We start from the raw sequence: 14,834 nt of genomic DNA on the forward strand, positions 1-14,834 counted from the left end.
TGGTGGGGCAAGAGCGTTTTGCTTACTTTTGCGCTTTTCAAAAGTGAGCCGCTGTAAGAGCGGAACCCATATCAGCCATCACCCAAATAACGGATATGCCCCCCAATCAGCGAGCCTTCACAGCCTCAACCCAATCCGGATCCAGCCGCGTCTGGTCAGGCTCAATCCCCAACCCCCGAATCCTCTCCAGGTGCTCATCAACCTCGCGCACCAACTGCGCCTGAGAACTCGAATTGGCGTCCAGTTCGTGCATCTGCATCAACCCAAGGTGATAAAACCGCAGCAACTTGATCGCCACCGGATCATTCGCCTTCACCCCGTCAGTCACCTTGTGCATCACATTAGTCACACTCATCAGGCTGCGCTTGAGCTGCCACCCATACACCGCCGGCGCGAACCAGGCCTGGTTCCAGAACGGCCCCCGCACCAGCCCTACGGTAATCAACACCCCGGCAAACACCCCGCCCACATTAAAGCGAAAATTATCCCCCCCAGGCTCACCAAACAGCATCACCGCCAGGCTGGAAAGCACCATCGCCAACACCACAAACAACCCCGCGACTATCAACGTACTGCGTCGCGTCTGCTGGCGAAAAACAATCGGGTCGCACGGTTTGAGCTCAAACATCCAGGGTCAGTCTCCATGGCACAAGTAGGGTTATAACGCCGGCCAGCATCTTCTCATGCTTCACCCGTCGGAGTGACGGTAATCAGGTTGAACGATGGATCAGCGCAATTTCTCTAACCCCTGTAGGCAACCGACCCCCAAGTGAGGTGAACCATGACCCGGTACCAGCAACAGTCGCCCGGCACACCCAACCCCGACCGCACGCCCGGCGAAGAGGAGCGTGACAACGACGCCCTGCGCCCCAACGACCCGGCCGAACGGCAAGACGAAGAAGAGCAGGTCGAGGAAGACCTGGAAAACCTGCACGACAAGGCCCGCCCGCTGTAGACCCGGCGCGCCAAGGAGGTAGTTATGACTAATCGTACAAGCGGCCCGCATTCATCCGAGCATTCCAGCGGCAAGGACGAATTGGGTTTCGACCCCGATTCCCCGGACGTCGCAGACCCACAGGTCGACCCGGTAGGTCCCGCCATTGCCCCGTTGGACAAGCCAGAAAAAACCGGCAAGAAGCCGGCCTATGATCCCCTCGGTGATCTGAAAAAGTGAAACAAGCCCCGCCGTCGTGCGGGGCTTTTTATTCCTCAACCAAGCCGTTTCGGGGCTGTCCATGTCACCTCGGTGATGCCGAACTTCTCCGCCCAGGGACGAGTGGTCTTTTTCACCCGCTCGTGGCCCGGCCGGCCTATCCGCCCCACGTGGGCAATGTCGGCGTCAACGGCCGCCCAATGCCACGCTTCGGCGTTGTTCATGACCTCGGCACGCACCACAAAGGTTTTTGGTTCGCCGTGTAGCAAGTAGTGGATGGTGTAGATCATTGCGGTACTCATGATGCCTCCCTGTCTTGTAGTGAATGGATATAAATCAGTTCAGAAAGGTTCAGAAAGTTTGTGCATCTGAGGACTTGCATTTGATTCAACCCACAATTGGCAAATAACCGCCGTCAGGGTATTAGTGGTGCTTTCGCCACCGACTCCAGGATTGCGTCATGCCAGAGCTGACCCACAGCCGCCTCTACCTGCAACGTCTGGGCTACGACACGCCGCCTCCGCCCACCCTGCAAACCCTGCAGGATCTGCAGTTGCGCCATGTCAGCACCTTCGCGTTTGAAAGCCTGTCGACCCTGCTGCACGCACCGGTGCCGATCGATTTGCCGAGCGTCGAACAAAAAGTCCTGTTCGACGGCCGTGGTGGTTATTGCTACGAGCTGAACCAGCTGTTCCTGGCCTTGTTGCAGGAGTTGGGCTTCGAGGCGCGGGGCATTACCGGCCGTGTGGTGATGGGGGGGCCACCCGATGCACTTACGGCGCGCACCCATCGGCTGAGCCTGGTGACCCTGGACGGCGTGCGTTACATCAGTGATGTCGGCTTTGGTGGCATGGTGCCCACCAGTCCGTTGCAACTGGACACCGATGCCACCCAGGCCACCGCCCATGAACCCTATCGCCTGAGCCTGGACGAGGGCAGCTACACCTTGTGGGCGCAGGTCGCCGGTGAGTGGCGCGGCTTATATGTGTTCGACCTGCAGGTGCAGTCACACTTCGACTACGAGATCGGTAACTGGTACGTCTCCACCCACCCGGATTCGCCGTTCCTCGGCCAGCTGAAAGTCGCACTGATTGGCCCGGGATTTCGCCGCACGTTGAACAACGGGCAGTACGCGATTCACTACCTGGACCGGGCCAGCGAAAAGCGTGCAATCGAGGACGTCGAAGAGTTGCTGAACCTGTTGCAGGCCAGCTTTGGCATTCGCCTGCCGGCGCATCCGCAGTTGCGGTCAATTCTCGGTCGTTTGCTGGCTCACGTCCAAGACGCTTGATATAGAGCCTTCGCTGAACCGTTTTACCTCGAAAAAGGTGCAAATTAATTCGAACCTTTCGCCAAAACGAGGGTTCGAAGCGTTTCCTGAATAATTTGCCACCTGCAATGGAGACGTAAAACGATGTCCAAACTATTCGGAAAGATCCTCAAGAATTCCTCGGTCCTGGCCTTGATCGCGGCACCTGGTGTGGTGTTCGCAGCAGCGCCGACCGACCCGATTTCCACCTTCGGGATCCTCGGCAGCTACAACGACTTCAAACTCGAAGGCGGTAGCCAAAGCGACAAGGACCACATGCCTGAAGCCGGCCTGTTCTATAACTTCGGCAACAAGCTGACGGCTGAATCCGGCTTTATCTACCAGGCCGGTATCGAAGCCAAGTACGGCGAGAAGAGCGACAACAAGCTCAAGGAAGGCCAGGCCGACCTCGACCTCGGCTGGCGTGCCGCGCTGGATGCGCGCAACTTCGTCGACGTGCTGGTGGGTGGCGGCTACAGCTGGACCCGCTACGAGCCGGACTCGGGCGACTACGACATGAAACTCACCAACAAATCGCCGTTCGCCAAGGCGGCCCTGGGCTACAACCACCAGTTCGACGACATGACCATGCGTGTTGAACTGGGCGCCCGCCATACCATCGACGGCCGCGCCAAGCTCAAGGTCGACGGCATCGGCAGCGACACCGTGGACCTCAAGGACCGCACCAACCCGTACGCCGAAGTCAGCCTGCTGATGAACCAGAAAGGCGATCTGCCAGTGATGGCGGGCCTGTACTACACCCGCACCGAGTACAAGCTCGATGACGATTCGTACGTGGCCGACAACACCAAGCTCAAGCGTGACGAGTATGGGTTCAAGGTCGGTATCGCGTTCTAAATCTGCCTGACTGATTGTTCCCACGCTCTGCGTGGGAATGCATCCCGTGACGCTCTGCGTCACAACGCGGACGCAGAGCGTCCAAGGCGGCGTTCCCACGCAGAGCGTGGGAACGATCAGCCGCTGAAGCCTGTCCGCCCAAGCCCCCCTTTCTGTCCCCCAATACCCTCAACGCCGCGCCCTGGCTGCCTTAGTGTGGATCACGCTTTCACACAATAAGAGAGAAGGTGGCTATGCGGGCAATCAACCCCCGTCGCATCAGTCTGCTGCTGGCCGTGACCTGCCTGCTGACAGCCTGTGGCGACAAACCGAAACATCCCCCCGAACGTGCCACGGCGGCCAATGCCATGCCGAGCGACGCAGCCCTGGCCCAGGTCTACGACACCAGTTGCAAGCTGTGCCACGCCAACCCGGCCTCCGGTGCGCCGCTGACCGGTGACGGCCCGGCCTGGAGCCCGCGCATCGCCCAGGGCCCGGACACCCTGCTGGACCACACCATCAACGGCTACAACGGCATGCCCCCGATGGGCCTGTGCGTGCAGTGCTCCGAAGCGCAATTCCTGGGGCTGATCAGCTTTATGTCGGGTCAACACATCCAATAAGAATAACGGGGTAGGCGATGGGGCTTTCACGGCGAGAATTATTGCAGCGCGGCGCGGTAGCCGGCGCGTTCATGGCATTGACCAGTAACCCGGTGCTGGCCCAGCTGGCCCGGGCACCGCGGCTGATTCCCTGGCGCAATTGGTCGGGGGCGCAAACCTGTCTGCCCCTGGCGCGGCTGGCGCCGAAGAACCTTGATGAACTGGTGCAGGTCATCGGCCAGGCACCGGGCAAGGTGCGGCCGGTGGGCTCGGGCCATTCGTTCAGTGCCCTGGTGCCCACCGACGGCACGCTGCTGTCCCTGAGTTACTTCAATGGCCTGCTGGATCACGACCCGCAAACCGTGCAGGCCACCTTCGCCGCCGGCACGCCGATGTCGCGCATGGGCCAGGCCTTGAAAGACGTCGGGCAGGCACTGCCGAACATGGCGGATATCGACTACCAGACCCTGGCCGGGGCGATCTCCACTTCCACCCACGGCACCGGTGTGGGCTTCACCTCATATTCCGGTTGCGTCACCGGCCTGCAACTGGTGACCGCCCAGGGTGAGGTGCTGGAGTGCGACGCCAAGCGTCACCCCGAGGTGTTCAGTGCCGCCCGGGTGTCCCTCGGCGCCCTCGGCGTGGCCACCCAGGTCCGCCTGCAAAACCGCGCACCGTACCGCCTGCGGGAGCGCCAGTGGATCGCCAAGACTGAAGAACTGCTGGAGGACGTGGCAAAGAACACCCGGGAAAACCAGCACTGGGAAATGCTCGTGGTGACCCATTCCGACTACGCCCTGTCCATCGCCCTGAACGAAACCACCGACCCCGAAACCCCGCCCATCGACCCGGCCGAGGCAGGCGGCAACGAGTTTGTGTCGATCATCGAGAAACTCGACAAATACGGCAGCGATTTCCCCGAGGCCCGGCGTACCTTGCTCAACAGCCTGCGCTTTTTTGCCAGCTTCGATGACCGCGTGGCCGAGTCGTTCCAGGTGTACGCCAACGTGCGCAACGTGCGTTTCAACGAGATGGAATATTCGGTGCCCGCCGAGCACGGGCCGGCGTGCCTGCGGGAAATCCTCAAGCTGATCAACGACAAGGACCTGCGCACCTGGTTTCCCATCGAGTACCGCTACGTCAAGGCCGACGACATTCCGCTGAGCATGTTCGAGGGCCGCGACAGCTGTTCGATCTCTGTGCACCAGCACTACACCATGGACCACCACAACTTCTTCGCCGCCGTAGAACCGATCTTCTGGAAATACGCCGGTCGCCCGCACTGGGGCAAGTTGCACACCCTCAATGCGCGCACTTTGCAGCCGCTGTATCCGCGCTGGGAGGAATTTACCCGAGTGCGCCGCGAGCTGGACCCCAGCGGCAAATTCCTCAATGCGCACCTGTCGTCTATTCTGGGAGTGGCCTGATGAACCGCAGACATTTCATGCTCGGCACCGGCGTGTTGCTGGTGGGTGGTGCCATCTTGCTGAGGCCGGGCGACCGGGGCAGCCCTTACACCGAGTATTTCCGCAGCCTCAACCAGGAACTCAAGGCCCATGGGCCGATGCGCCCGGTGATGCTGATCGACCTCGATCGCCTGGACCACAACATCGACGTGGTGATGCAGTCAGTGCAGCGCGGCGGCAAACATCTGCGGCTGGTGGAGAAATCCCTGCCGTCGCCGGGGCTGCTGGCGTACATCGCCAAGCGAGCCGGCACCCAGCGCTTGATGTCGTTTCATCAGCCATTTCTGAATCACGACGCCCAGGTGTTTCCCGACGCCGACATCCTGCTGGGCAAGCCGTTGCCGGTGCGTTCCGCCGAGCTGTTTTACCAGACCCACAAGGGCCCGTTCGATCCGTCCCGCCAGTTGCAATGGCTGCTGGACACGCCCGAGCGCCTGCAACAATACCTGGCGCTGGCCCAGGGGCTGGGCACCAAACTGCGGGTGAATATTGAACTGGATGTAGGCCTGCATCGCGGCGGCATCAGTGACAACGCGGTGCTGGGGCAAATGCTCACGCTGATCAGCGCTCATCCGCAGCAGCTGGAATTCAGTGGGTTCATGGGCTACGACCCGTTCGTGGGCATGGGCGTGCCGGGGATTCTCGGCTCGCCCCAGGACCTGTTCGACAAAGTCATGCAGCGCTACAACGGCTATGTGGATTACACTCGCCAGCACTTTGCGCCGCTGTGGCGCGAGGGCCTGACGTTGAATACGGCAGGCAGCCCGAGCTATCGCATTCACGAGCAGGAGAAGCTCAGCAGCGAGGTGTCGGTGGGCACGGCGTTGCTCAAGCCGACGCACTATGACTTGCCGTCGCTGAGCGAGCATGTGCCGGCGGCCTATATCGCCACGCCTGTGTTGAAAAGCACCGGGCCGGTGGACATTCCGGCGCTGGACGGCAAGTCGCGGTTGTTCTCGTGGTGGGATGCGAATCAGCGCGCCACGTTCTTTATTTATGGGGGCAACTGGATGGCGGAGTTTGAGTCGCCCAGGGGGTTGCAGAGCAATGACCTGTACGGGCGCAGCTCCAATCAGGAGATGGTCAATGGTTCGCCCAAGGTGGGGCTGAACGTGGAAGACCAGGTGTTTCTGCGCCCGACCCAGAGTGAGTTTGTGCTGCTGCAGTTCGGCGATTTGCTGGCAGTGCGGGGCGGGAAAATCGTCGATACCTGGCCGGTCTACACCTGACAACGCCGTCCCACTGTAGGAGCGAGCTTGCTCGCGAAAAACCCGAGGACGACGCGTTCATCCAGACAGCCCGCGTTATCGTTGACGTTTTTCGCGAGCAAGCTCGCTCCTACAGTTTTTGTCGGGTTTACAAGGCAAACGGAATCGTCAGCTTCGCCCACAACATGTCGCCTTCCGGCCGGTTCTGCACATCAAACTCCTTGGCCCAGCGCACCTCGGCACTCGCATACTTGAGGAAGGTGAAATACACCGCCGGACCGATCGCAAACACCTGGCCCTTGACCCCGTCATCCACATCTTCGCCATAGATGTTCACCACGGTATGCCCGTATTGCTTATCGTCGGTGGTCTGCTTGAGGTAGTAGCCGTTGAGCCCAAGGCTGAGGTTATCCGTCACCTTGTAGCTGGCCGAGTAGTCGAAGTGAAAAATCTGCCCCGACCGGTAATGGGTGTCGGGGTTTTCCTTGTTGAAGCTGTAGGTGGTCTTGATCGACAGCTCAGTGCGCTCGTTGGGCATCCAGGTCGCCGACACCAACGGTTTGTAGGTGTAGAAATTGTTGCTGGTATTGGCCAGGCGCGTGGCGTCGTATTCGCCGGTGGGCAGGGTGATTTCCAGGGCGGTGCCCACTGTCAGGTTCTTGCCCAGGTCCCAGAGGATGATCGGCGCCACGGTGGTGTCGCCCATGCTTTCCCGGGTGTCGGACATGCCGAACAGCGACACCTGTTGCTTCAGGTACGGCTGGGCGATGTAGCCGCCCAGGCGCCCGCCGAATACCCGCAACGGGCTGAGGTAGTCCAGGCGCGGGATGATCGCGTCGGACTTGATCTTCACGTCCGGCACCTTGCCACCCAACGAGCTGATATCGAGCTTCCTGGCTTCGTAATGGTTGTAATAGATGTTGAAGGCGAACATGTGGTCGGGCAGGTTGTTGACGTCCAGCGGCAGGATGTAGAAGCCATCGGTGCCGGGGCCGATGTTGTCGACGCCGCCTTCGGTGGCCAGGGCCGGCAGGCTGATGAGGGTCAACAGGGCGAGTTGCACGGGGTAAAACGCACGGGTCGTGTTCATGTCTGGGCTCATTATTATTATCAGGACGACGCTGCCTATAGAAATAAGCCCTGAACGGCCAGCGGGGCAGGGTATTGGCGGCCACATAGGGGGACTTTGGCGGACAGCTTTCATCCAGAGTGCAGCAGTTCTTGCAAGAGCCTATGATTGTCAGGATGTTTCCAAAACAAGAACTGAAGCACTCAGTCGGGAATCGAAGATCCATGCAAAGGAAAGCCGTTGATCCGCACTATGACCTGGCCCTGGTCTCGCCATTTCTGCTGCAAACCCTCGGACAAGTGGTCGCGCACAAGGGCGCGAGTGCCGAGCACCTGTGCCGTGGCCTGGGATTTACCCTGGCCGACCTGGACGACCCGGCCCAGCGCATTTCCTATCGCCAGGCGGTAGCAATGATCCAGCGTGCACTCAAGGTGTTGCCCGACCAGGGGCTGGGCCTGTGGGTAGGCCATCAGAACGTACTCGGCACCCTGGGCCTGCTCGGCCATGTGATTTCACTGTGCAAGACGTTGCGCGATGCGTTTGCCATAGGTGAACGCCACCAGCACACCTCCGGCGGTATCGCCACCTCGCGCACCCATGAAGGTCCCCAGGAAGTTTTCGTCGATATCGAATGCCTGCTGCCCTACGCCGAGGTGCAGGTGTTTGCCGCCGAGGAGTTCTTCGCCAGCCTGATGGTGTATGGCCGCGCCCTGGTGGGCGAGGGCTTCATGCCGCTGCGGGTCGAATTTATCCACGCCGCGCCCACCTATGTCGCTGACTATCACCAGCTATTGGGTGCGGATGTGCGTTTTGGCTGCCTGCATAACCGCATGGTCCTGGCCAGCCACTGGCTGGATGTGCGGCTGCCCAATCACCATGCCCTGGCCTTGCGCCAGGCCCTGGAGCTATTGGAGCTGGAAAGCGCGCAACTGCATCAGAAAATGGATTTGATCCAGGCGGTGGAGCGCGCGATTTCCCGGGATTTGCAGGGCAGCCAGCTGGAAAAGGTCGCCAGTGACTTGAACATGAGCGGGCGTACCTTGCGCCGGCGCCTGACCGAGCATGGGCTGACGTTCGAGGGCTTGCTGGAACAGGTGCGCAGGGCAAGGACCATGGGGTTGTTGAGCAACCCGGGGTTGTCCATCGAACGGATCACCGAGGAAGTTGGCTACAGCGATGTGCGCAGTTTTCGGCGGGCGTTCAAGCGCTGGACCGGGCTGAGCCCCAGTGCGTTTCGCGGTGAAGGCGCAGGGCCGGGGTGATCGTCAGGATTGGCCCCATTGGCTACCTGATCTTTCCCCGGATTGGCTATTTGTCCAATGCCCCCTCGTCACTACTCTAGACACCAATCCCCACTGTTCTGGAGTATCACCATGCAAGCTCGTACCGACTTCTACACCGCCTCCCCGGATGCCATGAAAGCCATGCTGGCCCTGGAGGCTGCCGTCGGCAAACTGTCCATCGAACTGCCGCTGCTGGAACTGGTGCGCCTGCGTGTGTCGCAGATCAACGGCTGCGCCTTCTGCCTCGACATGCACACCGCCGACGCCCGCAAGGGGGGCGAGACCGAGCGCCGCCTGTACACCGTGTCGGCCTGGCGTGAAACGCCGTTCTTCACCCCCCGTGAACGTGCCGCGCTGGCCTGGGCCGAAAGCCTGACCCTGCTCAGCCAGACCCACGCACCGGATGCAGACTTCACCGAACTGGCCGCCCACTTCAGCCCGCAAGAGCAAGTCGACCTGAGCGTGGCGATCGCCACCATCAACAGCTGGAACCGTCTGGCGGTGGGTTTTCGCAAGATGCCTAAATAACCCGACAAGACGCCGGGATGACTGATCGTTCCCGCGCTCTGCGTGGGAATGCCGCCCCGGACGCTCTGCGTCCAGCGGGCGATGCAAGGCTCAAGTCTTGCGTACGGGTGACGCGGAGCGTCACGGGATGCATTCCCACGCAGAGCGAGGGAACGATCAATGAAGCCGATCTACCACCGGGTTACAGCCAGTCGGCATTCACTTGAAGTAACCCCGTGGCGTGGCGCCGGTCATGGCCTTGAAGAAGGCGATCAGCGCACTGTCACTGGCAAAGCCCAACTCAAAGGCGCAGTACCCGAGACTGCGCCCGGTGGCGAGCAGCTCGATGGCGCGCATCAGGCGCCACTGCTGGCGCCATTGCTGATAGCCCATGCCGGTTTCCCGCAGGAAGATCCGGCCGATGGTTTTGCCGCTGGCGGCCACCTGGCGTTGCAAGGCTTGCAGCTCCGGTGGCAGCGCGTCGAGGTTCTGCAATAACGGCGCCAGGCGTTTGTCCGTGGGCAGGGGCAGCAGCAGCGGTTGCTCGACTGCCTCGCGGATTTCACTCAGGCACAGCGCCAGCAAATGCGCGTATTTGCCCTGTTGCCAATCGGTGTCGAACGCCGCCATTGCCATGGGCTCCAGCACCGCCCGCAGCAGCGCACTCACCTCAATCACCCGCACTTGTGCCGGCAACTGCCCGGCCAATGCCGGGCTGACATACACCGAACGGTAATCCACGGTCTGTTGCATCACTGCCCGGTGCGGCACACCGCCGGGAATCCACGCTGCCCGAGTGGGCGGCAACAGGCACAGTTGGTTGGCCAGGGTAATGCGCGTGCAGCCCTGTTGGGTGAACAGCAATTGCCCGCGCTGATGCTGATGTACACCGGAGTCGTGATCACCCAGCAGGGCGGCGATGCCCACCACGGGCGCGTCGAAGCGGTCGGGATCGAAAGGTGTCTGCGCCGCCAGCCATGCCATGGGATGTCCGATTTCATTGATAAGGTGTCGAAGTCTGGATAATACGCCAGCTGCCGCTGTTTAGACTCCCTGGCCTGTTTACTCGTGAAGAGCGTCTGGATGATGTTGAAAAACTTGCTGGTGCTGGCGGTGGCGCTGCTGATGTTCCCGCAAATCGCACAAACCCTGTATAGCCCTGCGCTGGCGGATATCGGCCAGGCGTTTGCGGTAGGGCCCGAGGCGGCGGGGCAGACCTTGTCGGTGTACTTTCTGGCCTTCGCGTTCGGGGTCGTGGTGTGGGGACGCTTGTGTGACCGCTTCGGCCGGCGCCCGGTGATGCTGGCCGGGTTGGCCCTTTATGGCGCGGCCACAGCGCTGGCCTTGGGCGTGCGTTCGTTCAACGGCCTGTTGCTGGCCCAGGCGCTGGCGGCGTTTGGTGCGGCGGTGGGGTCGGTGGTGACGCAAACCGTGCTGCGCGACCGCTTCAGTGGCGCCGAACTGGCGCAGGTGTTTTCAGTCGTGGGCATTGCCCTGGCGGCCAGCCCCGCCATTGGCCTGTTCACTGGCGCGGGCCTGGTGCAGCACTTTGGCTATCGCGGGGTGCTCACCGCTTTGTTGCTGTTGGCGCTGACGTTATGGACCTGGTGCCTGTGGGCCTTGCCGGAAACCCGCCCGGCCTCGCTGCCCACAGCGTCGTTGCGCGGCACCCTGGGCCTGATGCTCAAGGATGCGGCGCTGTGGCGTTCGGTGGGGCTGGTCGCGGTCTTCAATATCGCGCTGTTCAGCTATTACAGCCTGGGGCCGTTTGTGTTCCAGCGCCTGGGGTTGTCTGCCGAGCAGTTCGGCTACAGCGGCGTCCTGCTGGCGTTGGGCTCGGGGCTTGGGGCCTGGCTCAACAAGGGGTTGCTCAAGCGCGGGGCCGGCAGCGAACAGCTGGTGCTGGCAGCCGGTGGCGTGATGTTAGTGGGCAGCGTGCTGGTGGTGCTGTTACAGGACCGTTGGCTGTTCGTGTTGCCGATGCTGTTGGTGGTCATGGCCTTCGGCATGGCGATTCCCAATGTCCTGGGGGCGGCACTCACGGCTTATCGCGACCGCCTTGGCACCGCCGGTGCCTTGTTCGGTTTGCTGTATTACCTGGTGATCGGGGTGGGGTTGACCCTGGCAGCCTGGGTCCAGCAGTTGGGCTGGACCCTGTTGGTGTGCGCCTTGGCGGCGCTATGCCTGGCGATCCCGCGTACCGTCAGAAATTGACCGTGGCACTCAAGCGCGCCGTCAACGGCGCACCCTGGAACAGGTAGTCATCGCCCATGTATTCGCCGGCATCGCGCCAGTAACGCTTGTCGAACAGGTTGTCGACGCTCAGGCGAAACACCGTTTCATAGCCATCGAGTTTGGTGGTGTAGCGGCTGCCGACGTTGACGATGGCGTAGTCGCCCACTTCCACATCACCGGTGCGATTGGCGTACTTGTTGGCGCTGTATTGCACGCCGCCGAGCAGCGCCAGGCCGTCGACCCAGGGCAGGGCGTAGTCGGCGTACAGACTGGCCCGCAGTTTCGGCACGTTGATCGCTTGATGGCCTTCGTATTCCGGCGTGCCGCTGCCCGTCACCCGTGCACGGATGGCCGCGACGCTGGCGGCGATCTGCAAGCGCTGGGTGGCCCAGCCGTTGGCGGACAATTCCAGGCCGGTGTTTTTCTGCTCGCCCTGTTGCACGTAGGTGTAGTCGCCGGCGTCATCCGGCCTGGCATATTGATAGGCCTGGCGAGTCTGGAAGATCGCGGCGGCAAAGCTGATGCGGCGCCAGTCGTATTTCACCCCGGCTTCGATCTGGCGGGAAACTGTCGGGGCGAGGGTTTCATCTTTATTCAGGGCAAACCACGGCGCGGTACCGCCCAGGGACAGGCCTTTGCTGTAGCTGGTGTAGAGCGACAGGTTTTCAATCGGTTTGTAGATCAGCGCCGCCTGGGGCAGGAACACATACTGCCGGGTGTGGCGCGACTCGTTGCCCTGATCATCGAAAGCCTTTTCGTCCAGGCGCACTTCGCGGCCGCCCACGATGGTCTGCCATTGCTCATTGAAGCTGATGCGGTCGGTGACGAACAGGCCGTATTGGCGGCTGTCGAGGTTGCGATGACTATCGTTCAGGGGCTTATCGGTGGGCGCGAAGTTTTCCGGGTCCTGATTGATATTGCCGGAGCCAATCATCTCGTTGACCGATTCGCGCTTGTCCACCACTCGCCGAAACGCACTGCTGCCAAACGTCAACTCATGCCCCAGGCCACCGGTATTGAACAACCCGGTCATCGCGGCCTGGATTTCATCATCGCGCCGGGTGTCATCAGGGCTGCGGAAGTCATAGATATCGTAGTTGCCTTCCGGGCTGAAGTAGTTCGGTACCTTGGCCCCGGCACAGCTCGCGGACCCGTAGCAGCCCCACGCAAACGAACTGTAATCATCAATCACCACCTTGCTGCGCGCCGCGCTGACGCTGCCTTTCCACTGGTCACTGAAGCGATATTCAAACTTGCCGTTGAGGTTCAGCGAATCAATCCCTACCTGATTCGCACCGCTCTGATGCCCCAGCAGTTTTTTCGGCGACGCGTCGTGCGGCACCTCGGTCCCGCCCAGCAGCTGATAACCCGGCACCGAGCGCTGTTGCTTGTTCTGATACTCGGCATCCAGCTGCAATACCGCGTCGGGGCTGATGTTCCAGTCGAACGCCAGGGACAGGAAATCCCGGTGGCCATTGGCATGTTCGACATAGGAATGCAGGTCTTCATGGGCCACGTTGGCGCGCAGGCCGAACTGCTGCTCGCTGCCAAACCAGCCGCCCACGTCGGTGGCCAGGTAACCACTGCCGCGATCATCGGTGGACACCGTCACCGAGCGCACATCCTCCGGGCGCTTGGTCACGTAATTGATCACGCCGCTGGGCTCGGAAATCCCGCTTTGCATACCCGACAATCCCTTGAGCAGCTCCACGCGCTGCTTGTTCTCCAGGGCAACGTTCTGCTCGCCGGTGATGGTGCGGCCATTGATCTTGTAACTGCTGGCGGCATTCAGCGAGAAACCGCGCACCACGAAGTTTTCGTAGTAGCCGATGGGCGCATAGCTGTCGCCCACCGAGGCGTCATTGCGCAGCACTTCGCTGAGCAAGCGCGCCTGCTGGTCCTTGATCAACGACTCGTTGAACACCGCGATCGAGGCCGGCGTGTCGAGCAACGGCGCCTCATTGAAAGCGCCCACCGACGCGGTGTCGGTGTTATAGCCGGATTCATCCTGGCCCTGGACCTTCACCTCCGGCAGCTCGATATCAGCCGCCTGGCTGCTTCCAATACCTGCGCTGAGCAACAGGCCGAGGGCAAAACGTGAAGGGGCAGCGGGGCGAAGACGCAAAACCATGGGGGAAGGCCTGAGAGCGCAGAGCGGAGGGCGCATAAGCTAGGCATAACGGCGGCGTTTTACAAGTTTTCGAGAATGGTTCGCTTTGAGACGACCCGTCTCAGCCCGCAGATCAATCCTGCTGCTGCTCGACAGCGGCCCCTGGCAACTGCGATAGACAAGACTTCTCTCACCGCTGAAGGAGATCGTCATGAGTATCGCTGGAAAAGTTGCACTGGTGACCGGCGCCGGGCAGGGCATCGCCCTGCGCCTGGCGCGGGACGGCGCCGACATAGCGTTGGTGGACATCAACAGCGCGAAGATTGAAGCGGTGGCGGCCGAAGTCGTTGCACTGGGGCGCAAGGCCTCGGTGTATGTCGCCGATGTCTCGAAGCTGGAGCAAGTGGTCGCGGCGGTGGACCATGCCCACCAGACCCTGGGCGGCTTCGACATCATCATCAACAACGCCGGTGTCGCACAGATTGACGCACTGCTGGACGTAACCCCGGAACAGGTCGACCGCACGCTGCGTATCAACGTGCAGGGCACGCTTTGGGGCATCCAGGCCGCAGGCAAGAAATTCAAGGCGCTGAAGCAGAGGGGCAAGATCATCAACGCCTGCTCGATTGCCGTCCATGAAGGCTTTGCGTTGCTGGGGGTGTATTCGGCCACCAAGTTTGCCGTGCGCGCGCTGACCCAGGCCGCGGCGAGGGAACTGGCCAGTGACGGGATTACCGTCAACGCCTACTGCCCGGGTGTGGTGGGCACGGATATGTGGGTCGAGATCGACAAACGCATGGCCGAGATTACCGGCGCCGAGGTGGGGGCGACGTACAAGAAGTATGTGGACGGGATTGCGTTGGGCCGGGCGGAAACGCCGGAGGATGTGGCGGGGCTGGTGTCGTACCTGGCGGGGCCGGATTCGGATTACATGACCGGGCAATCGCCGTTGATTGATGGCGGGATTCTGTACCGCTGAGCTGGCGGAATCACTCGGTCAAAAAATGTGGGAGCGGGCTTGCTCGCGAAGGCGGAGTGTCAGTCACCGGAAATGT

Annotated in this window: 16 protein-coding genes; 11 read left to right on the forward strand and 5 right to left on the reverse strand. The window is 61.4% G+C overall.

The genetic code is table 11. The features are described from left to right. Positions 1-106 precede the first annotated feature (106 nt). A complete protein-coding gene (locus AC3WKX_RS32755) occupies positions 107-628 on the reverse strand; it encodes a DUF3087 family protein (protein ID WP_102606357.1) in 522 nt (173 codons plus the stop codon). Positions 629-781: 153 nt separating this feature from the next. Between AC3WKX_RS32755 and AC3WKX_RS32760 the strand changes: the two genes are divergently transcribed. Together AC3WKX_RS32760 and AC3WKX_RS32765 are read left to right on the forward strand one after the other, a co-directional pair. Next, a complete protein-coding gene (locus AC3WKX_RS32760; RefSeq protein ID WP_173883076.1) occupies positions 782-955 on the forward strand; it encodes a hypothetical protein in 174 nt (57 codons plus the stop codon). A 24-nt stretch (positions 956-979) separates the two neighbouring features. Next, positions 980-1,174 (forward strand): DUF6021 family protein, encoded by a 195-nt coding sequence (locus tag AC3WKX_RS32765; RefSeq protein ID WP_003210890.1) that lies wholly within the window; start codon positions 980-982, stop codon positions 1,172-1,174. A 35-nt stretch (positions 1,175-1,209) separates the two neighbouring features. On the opposite strand, the gene AC3WKX_RS32770 is transcribed toward AC3WKX_RS32765, so the two are convergent. Next, entirely contained in the window at positions 1,210-1,455 is a 246-nt protein-coding gene (locus AC3WKX_RS32770) for a DUF6555 family protein (RefSeq protein WP_023658994.1), read from the reverse strand. Positions 1,456-1,613: 158 nt separating this feature from the next. Between AC3WKX_RS32770 and AC3WKX_RS32775 the strand changes: the two genes are divergently transcribed. The 5 genes from AC3WKX_RS32775 (at position 1,614) to AC3WKX_RS32795 (ending at position 6,596) form a co-directional block, all read left to right on the forward strand. Further along, positions 1,614-2,444 carry an arylamine N-acetyltransferase family protein gene (locus AC3WKX_RS32775; protein WP_102606358.1) on the forward strand — a complete coding sequence of 277 codons (831 nt, stop codon included), beginning with the start codon at positions 1,614-1,616 and terminating at the stop codon, positions 2,442-2,444. Positions 2,445-2,567: 123 nt separating this feature from the next. Next, entirely contained in the window at positions 2,568-3,320 is a 753-nt protein-coding gene (locus tag AC3WKX_RS32780; RefSeq protein WP_003210885.1) for an outer membrane beta-barrel protein, read from the forward strand. A 233-nt stretch (positions 3,321-3,553) separates the two neighbouring features. Further along, the gene (locus AC3WKX_RS32785; RefSeq protein ID WP_102606359.1) at positions 3,554-3,922 is read left to right on the forward strand and encodes a c-type cytochrome; all 369 of its coding nucleotides are present in this window, start codon (positions 3,554-3,556) and stop codon (positions 3,920-3,922) included. A gap of 77 nt (positions 3,923-3,999) precedes the next feature. Beyond that, positions 4,000-5,328: a D-arabinono-1,4-lactone oxidase gene (locus tag AC3WKX_RS32790; protein WP_173883077.1), complete on the forward strand. Its 1,329-nt coding sequence runs from the start codon at positions 4,000-4,002 to the stop codon at positions 5,326-5,328. A gap of 59 nt (positions 5,329-5,387) precedes the next feature. Continuing rightward, the gene (locus AC3WKX_RS32795) at positions 5,388-6,596 is read left to right on the forward strand and encodes a DSD1 family PLP-dependent enzyme (protein WP_173883078.1); all 1,209 of its coding nucleotides are present in this window, start codon (positions 5,388-5,390) and stop codon (positions 6,594-6,596) included. 127 nt (positions 6,597-6,723) lie between these two features. On the opposite strand, the gene AC3WKX_RS32800 is transcribed toward AC3WKX_RS32795, so the two are convergent. Next, positions 6,724-7,665: a SphA family protein gene (locus tag AC3WKX_RS32800; protein ID WP_003219185.1), complete on the reverse strand. Its 942-nt coding sequence runs from the start codon at positions 7,663-7,665 to the stop codon at positions 6,724-6,726. A gap of 203 nt (positions 7,666-7,868) precedes the next feature. Here AC3WKX_RS32800 and AC3WKX_RS32805 point away from each other — a divergent pair, with 203 nt between their 5' ends. Both AC3WKX_RS32805 and AC3WKX_RS32810 read left to right on the forward strand, forming a co-directional pair. Then, positions 7,869-8,906: an AraC family transcriptional regulator gene (locus tag AC3WKX_RS32805; RefSeq protein ID WP_102606361.1), complete on the forward strand. Its 1,038-nt coding sequence runs from the start codon at positions 7,869-7,871 to the stop codon at positions 8,904-8,906. Between the two features lie 111 nt (positions 8,907-9,017). Further along, positions 9,018-9,455 (forward strand): carboxymuconolactone decarboxylase family protein, encoded by a 438-nt coding sequence (locus AC3WKX_RS32810; protein WP_003219182.1) that lies wholly within the window; start codon positions 9,018-9,020, stop codon positions 9,453-9,455. A gap of 198 nt (positions 9,456-9,653) precedes the next feature. Here AC3WKX_RS32810 and AC3WKX_RS32815 read toward each other — a convergent pair whose 3' ends face one another. Continuing rightward, the gene (locus AC3WKX_RS32815) at positions 9,654-10,418 is read right to left on the reverse strand and encodes an AraC family transcriptional regulator (protein ID WP_003219180.1); all 765 of its coding nucleotides are present in this window, start codon (positions 10,416-10,418) and stop codon (positions 9,654-9,656) included. A gap of 99 nt (positions 10,419-10,517) precedes the next feature. Here AC3WKX_RS32815 and AC3WKX_RS32820 point away from each other — a divergent pair, with 99 nt between their 5' ends. Further along, entirely contained in the window at positions 10,518-11,648 is a 1,131-nt protein-coding gene (locus AC3WKX_RS32820; RefSeq protein ID WP_102606362.1) for an MFS transporter, read from the forward strand. Here AC3WKX_RS32820 and AC3WKX_RS32825 read toward each other — a convergent pair. Further along, positions 11,638-13,800 carry a TonB-dependent siderophore receptor gene (locus AC3WKX_RS32825; protein ID WP_087694140.1) on the reverse strand — a complete coding sequence of 721 codons (2,163 nt, stop codon included), beginning with the start codon at positions 13,798-13,800 and terminating at the stop codon, positions 11,638-11,640. The genes AC3WKX_RS32820 and AC3WKX_RS32825 overlap by 11 nt on opposite strands. A gap of 190 nt (positions 13,801-13,990) precedes the next feature. Between AC3WKX_RS32825 and AC3WKX_RS32830 the strand changes: the two genes are divergently transcribed. Beyond that, a complete protein-coding gene (locus AC3WKX_RS32830; RefSeq protein WP_102606363.1) occupies positions 13,991-14,758 on the forward strand; it encodes an acetoin reductase in 768 nt (255 codons plus the stop codon). The last annotated feature ends 76 nt before the right edge of the window (positions 14,759-14,834 follow it).

The sequence above is a fragment of the Pseudomonas sp. GP01-A4 genome, assembly GCF_058780865.1.

What these genes read in the sequence shown, in the direction of transcription:
- AC3WKX_RS32765 (WP_003210890.1), top strand. Translation starts at nt 980, where the DNA reads ATGACTAATCGTACAAGCGGCCCGCATTCATCCGAGCATTCCAGCGGC.
- AC3WKX_RS32770 (WP_023658994.1), bottom strand. Translation starts at nt 1,455, where the DNA reads ATGAGTACCGCAATGATCTACACCATCCACTACTTGCTACACGGCGAA.
- AC3WKX_RS32775 (WP_102606358.1), top strand. Translation starts at nt 1,614, where the DNA reads ATGCCAGAGCTGACCCACAGCCGCCTCTACCTGCAACGTCTGGGCTAC.
- AC3WKX_RS32830 (WP_102606363.1), top strand. Translation starts at nt 13,991, where the DNA reads ATGAGTATCGCTGGAAAAGTTGCACTGGTGACCGGCGCCGGGCAGGGC.
- AC3WKX_RS32820 (WP_102606362.1), top strand. Translation starts at nt 10,518, where the DNA reads ATGATGTTGAAAAACTTGCTGGTGCTGGCGGTGGCGCTGCTGATGTTC.
- AC3WKX_RS32805 (WP_102606361.1), top strand. Translation starts at nt 7,869, where the DNA reads ATGCAAAGGAAAGCCGTTGATCCGCACTATGACCTGGCCCTGGTCTCG.
- AC3WKX_RS32825 (WP_087694140.1), bottom strand. Translation starts at nt 13,800, where the DNA reads ATGGTTTTGCGTCTTCGCCCCGCTGCCCCTTCACGTTTTGCCCTCGGC.
- AC3WKX_RS32810 (WP_003219182.1), top strand. Translation starts at nt 9,018, where the DNA reads ATGCAAGCTCGTACCGACTTCTACACCGCCTCCCCGGATGCCATGAAA.
- AC3WKX_RS32780 (WP_003210885.1), top strand. Translation starts at nt 2,568, where the DNA reads ATGTCCAAACTATTCGGAAAGATCCTCAAGAATTCCTCGGTCCTGGCC.
- AC3WKX_RS32760 (WP_173883076.1), top strand. Translation starts at nt 782, where the DNA reads ATGACCCGGTACCAGCAACAGTCGCCCGGCACACCCAACCCCGACCGC.
- AC3WKX_RS32785 (WP_102606359.1), top strand. Translation starts at nt 3,554, where the DNA reads ATGCGGGCAATCAACCCCCGTCGCATCAGTCTGCTGCTGGCCGTGACC.
- AC3WKX_RS32755 (WP_102606357.1), bottom strand. Translation starts at nt 628, where the DNA reads ATGTTTGAGCTCAAACCGTGCGACCCGATTGTTTTTCGCCAGCAGACG.
- AC3WKX_RS32815 (WP_003219180.1), bottom strand. Translation starts at nt 10,418, where the DNA reads ATGGCATGGCTGGCGGCGCAGACACCTTTCGATCCCGACCGCTTCGAC.
- AC3WKX_RS32800 (WP_003219185.1), bottom strand. Translation starts at nt 7,665, where the DNA reads ATGAACACGACCCGTGCGTTTTACCCCGTGCAACTCGCCCTGTTGACC.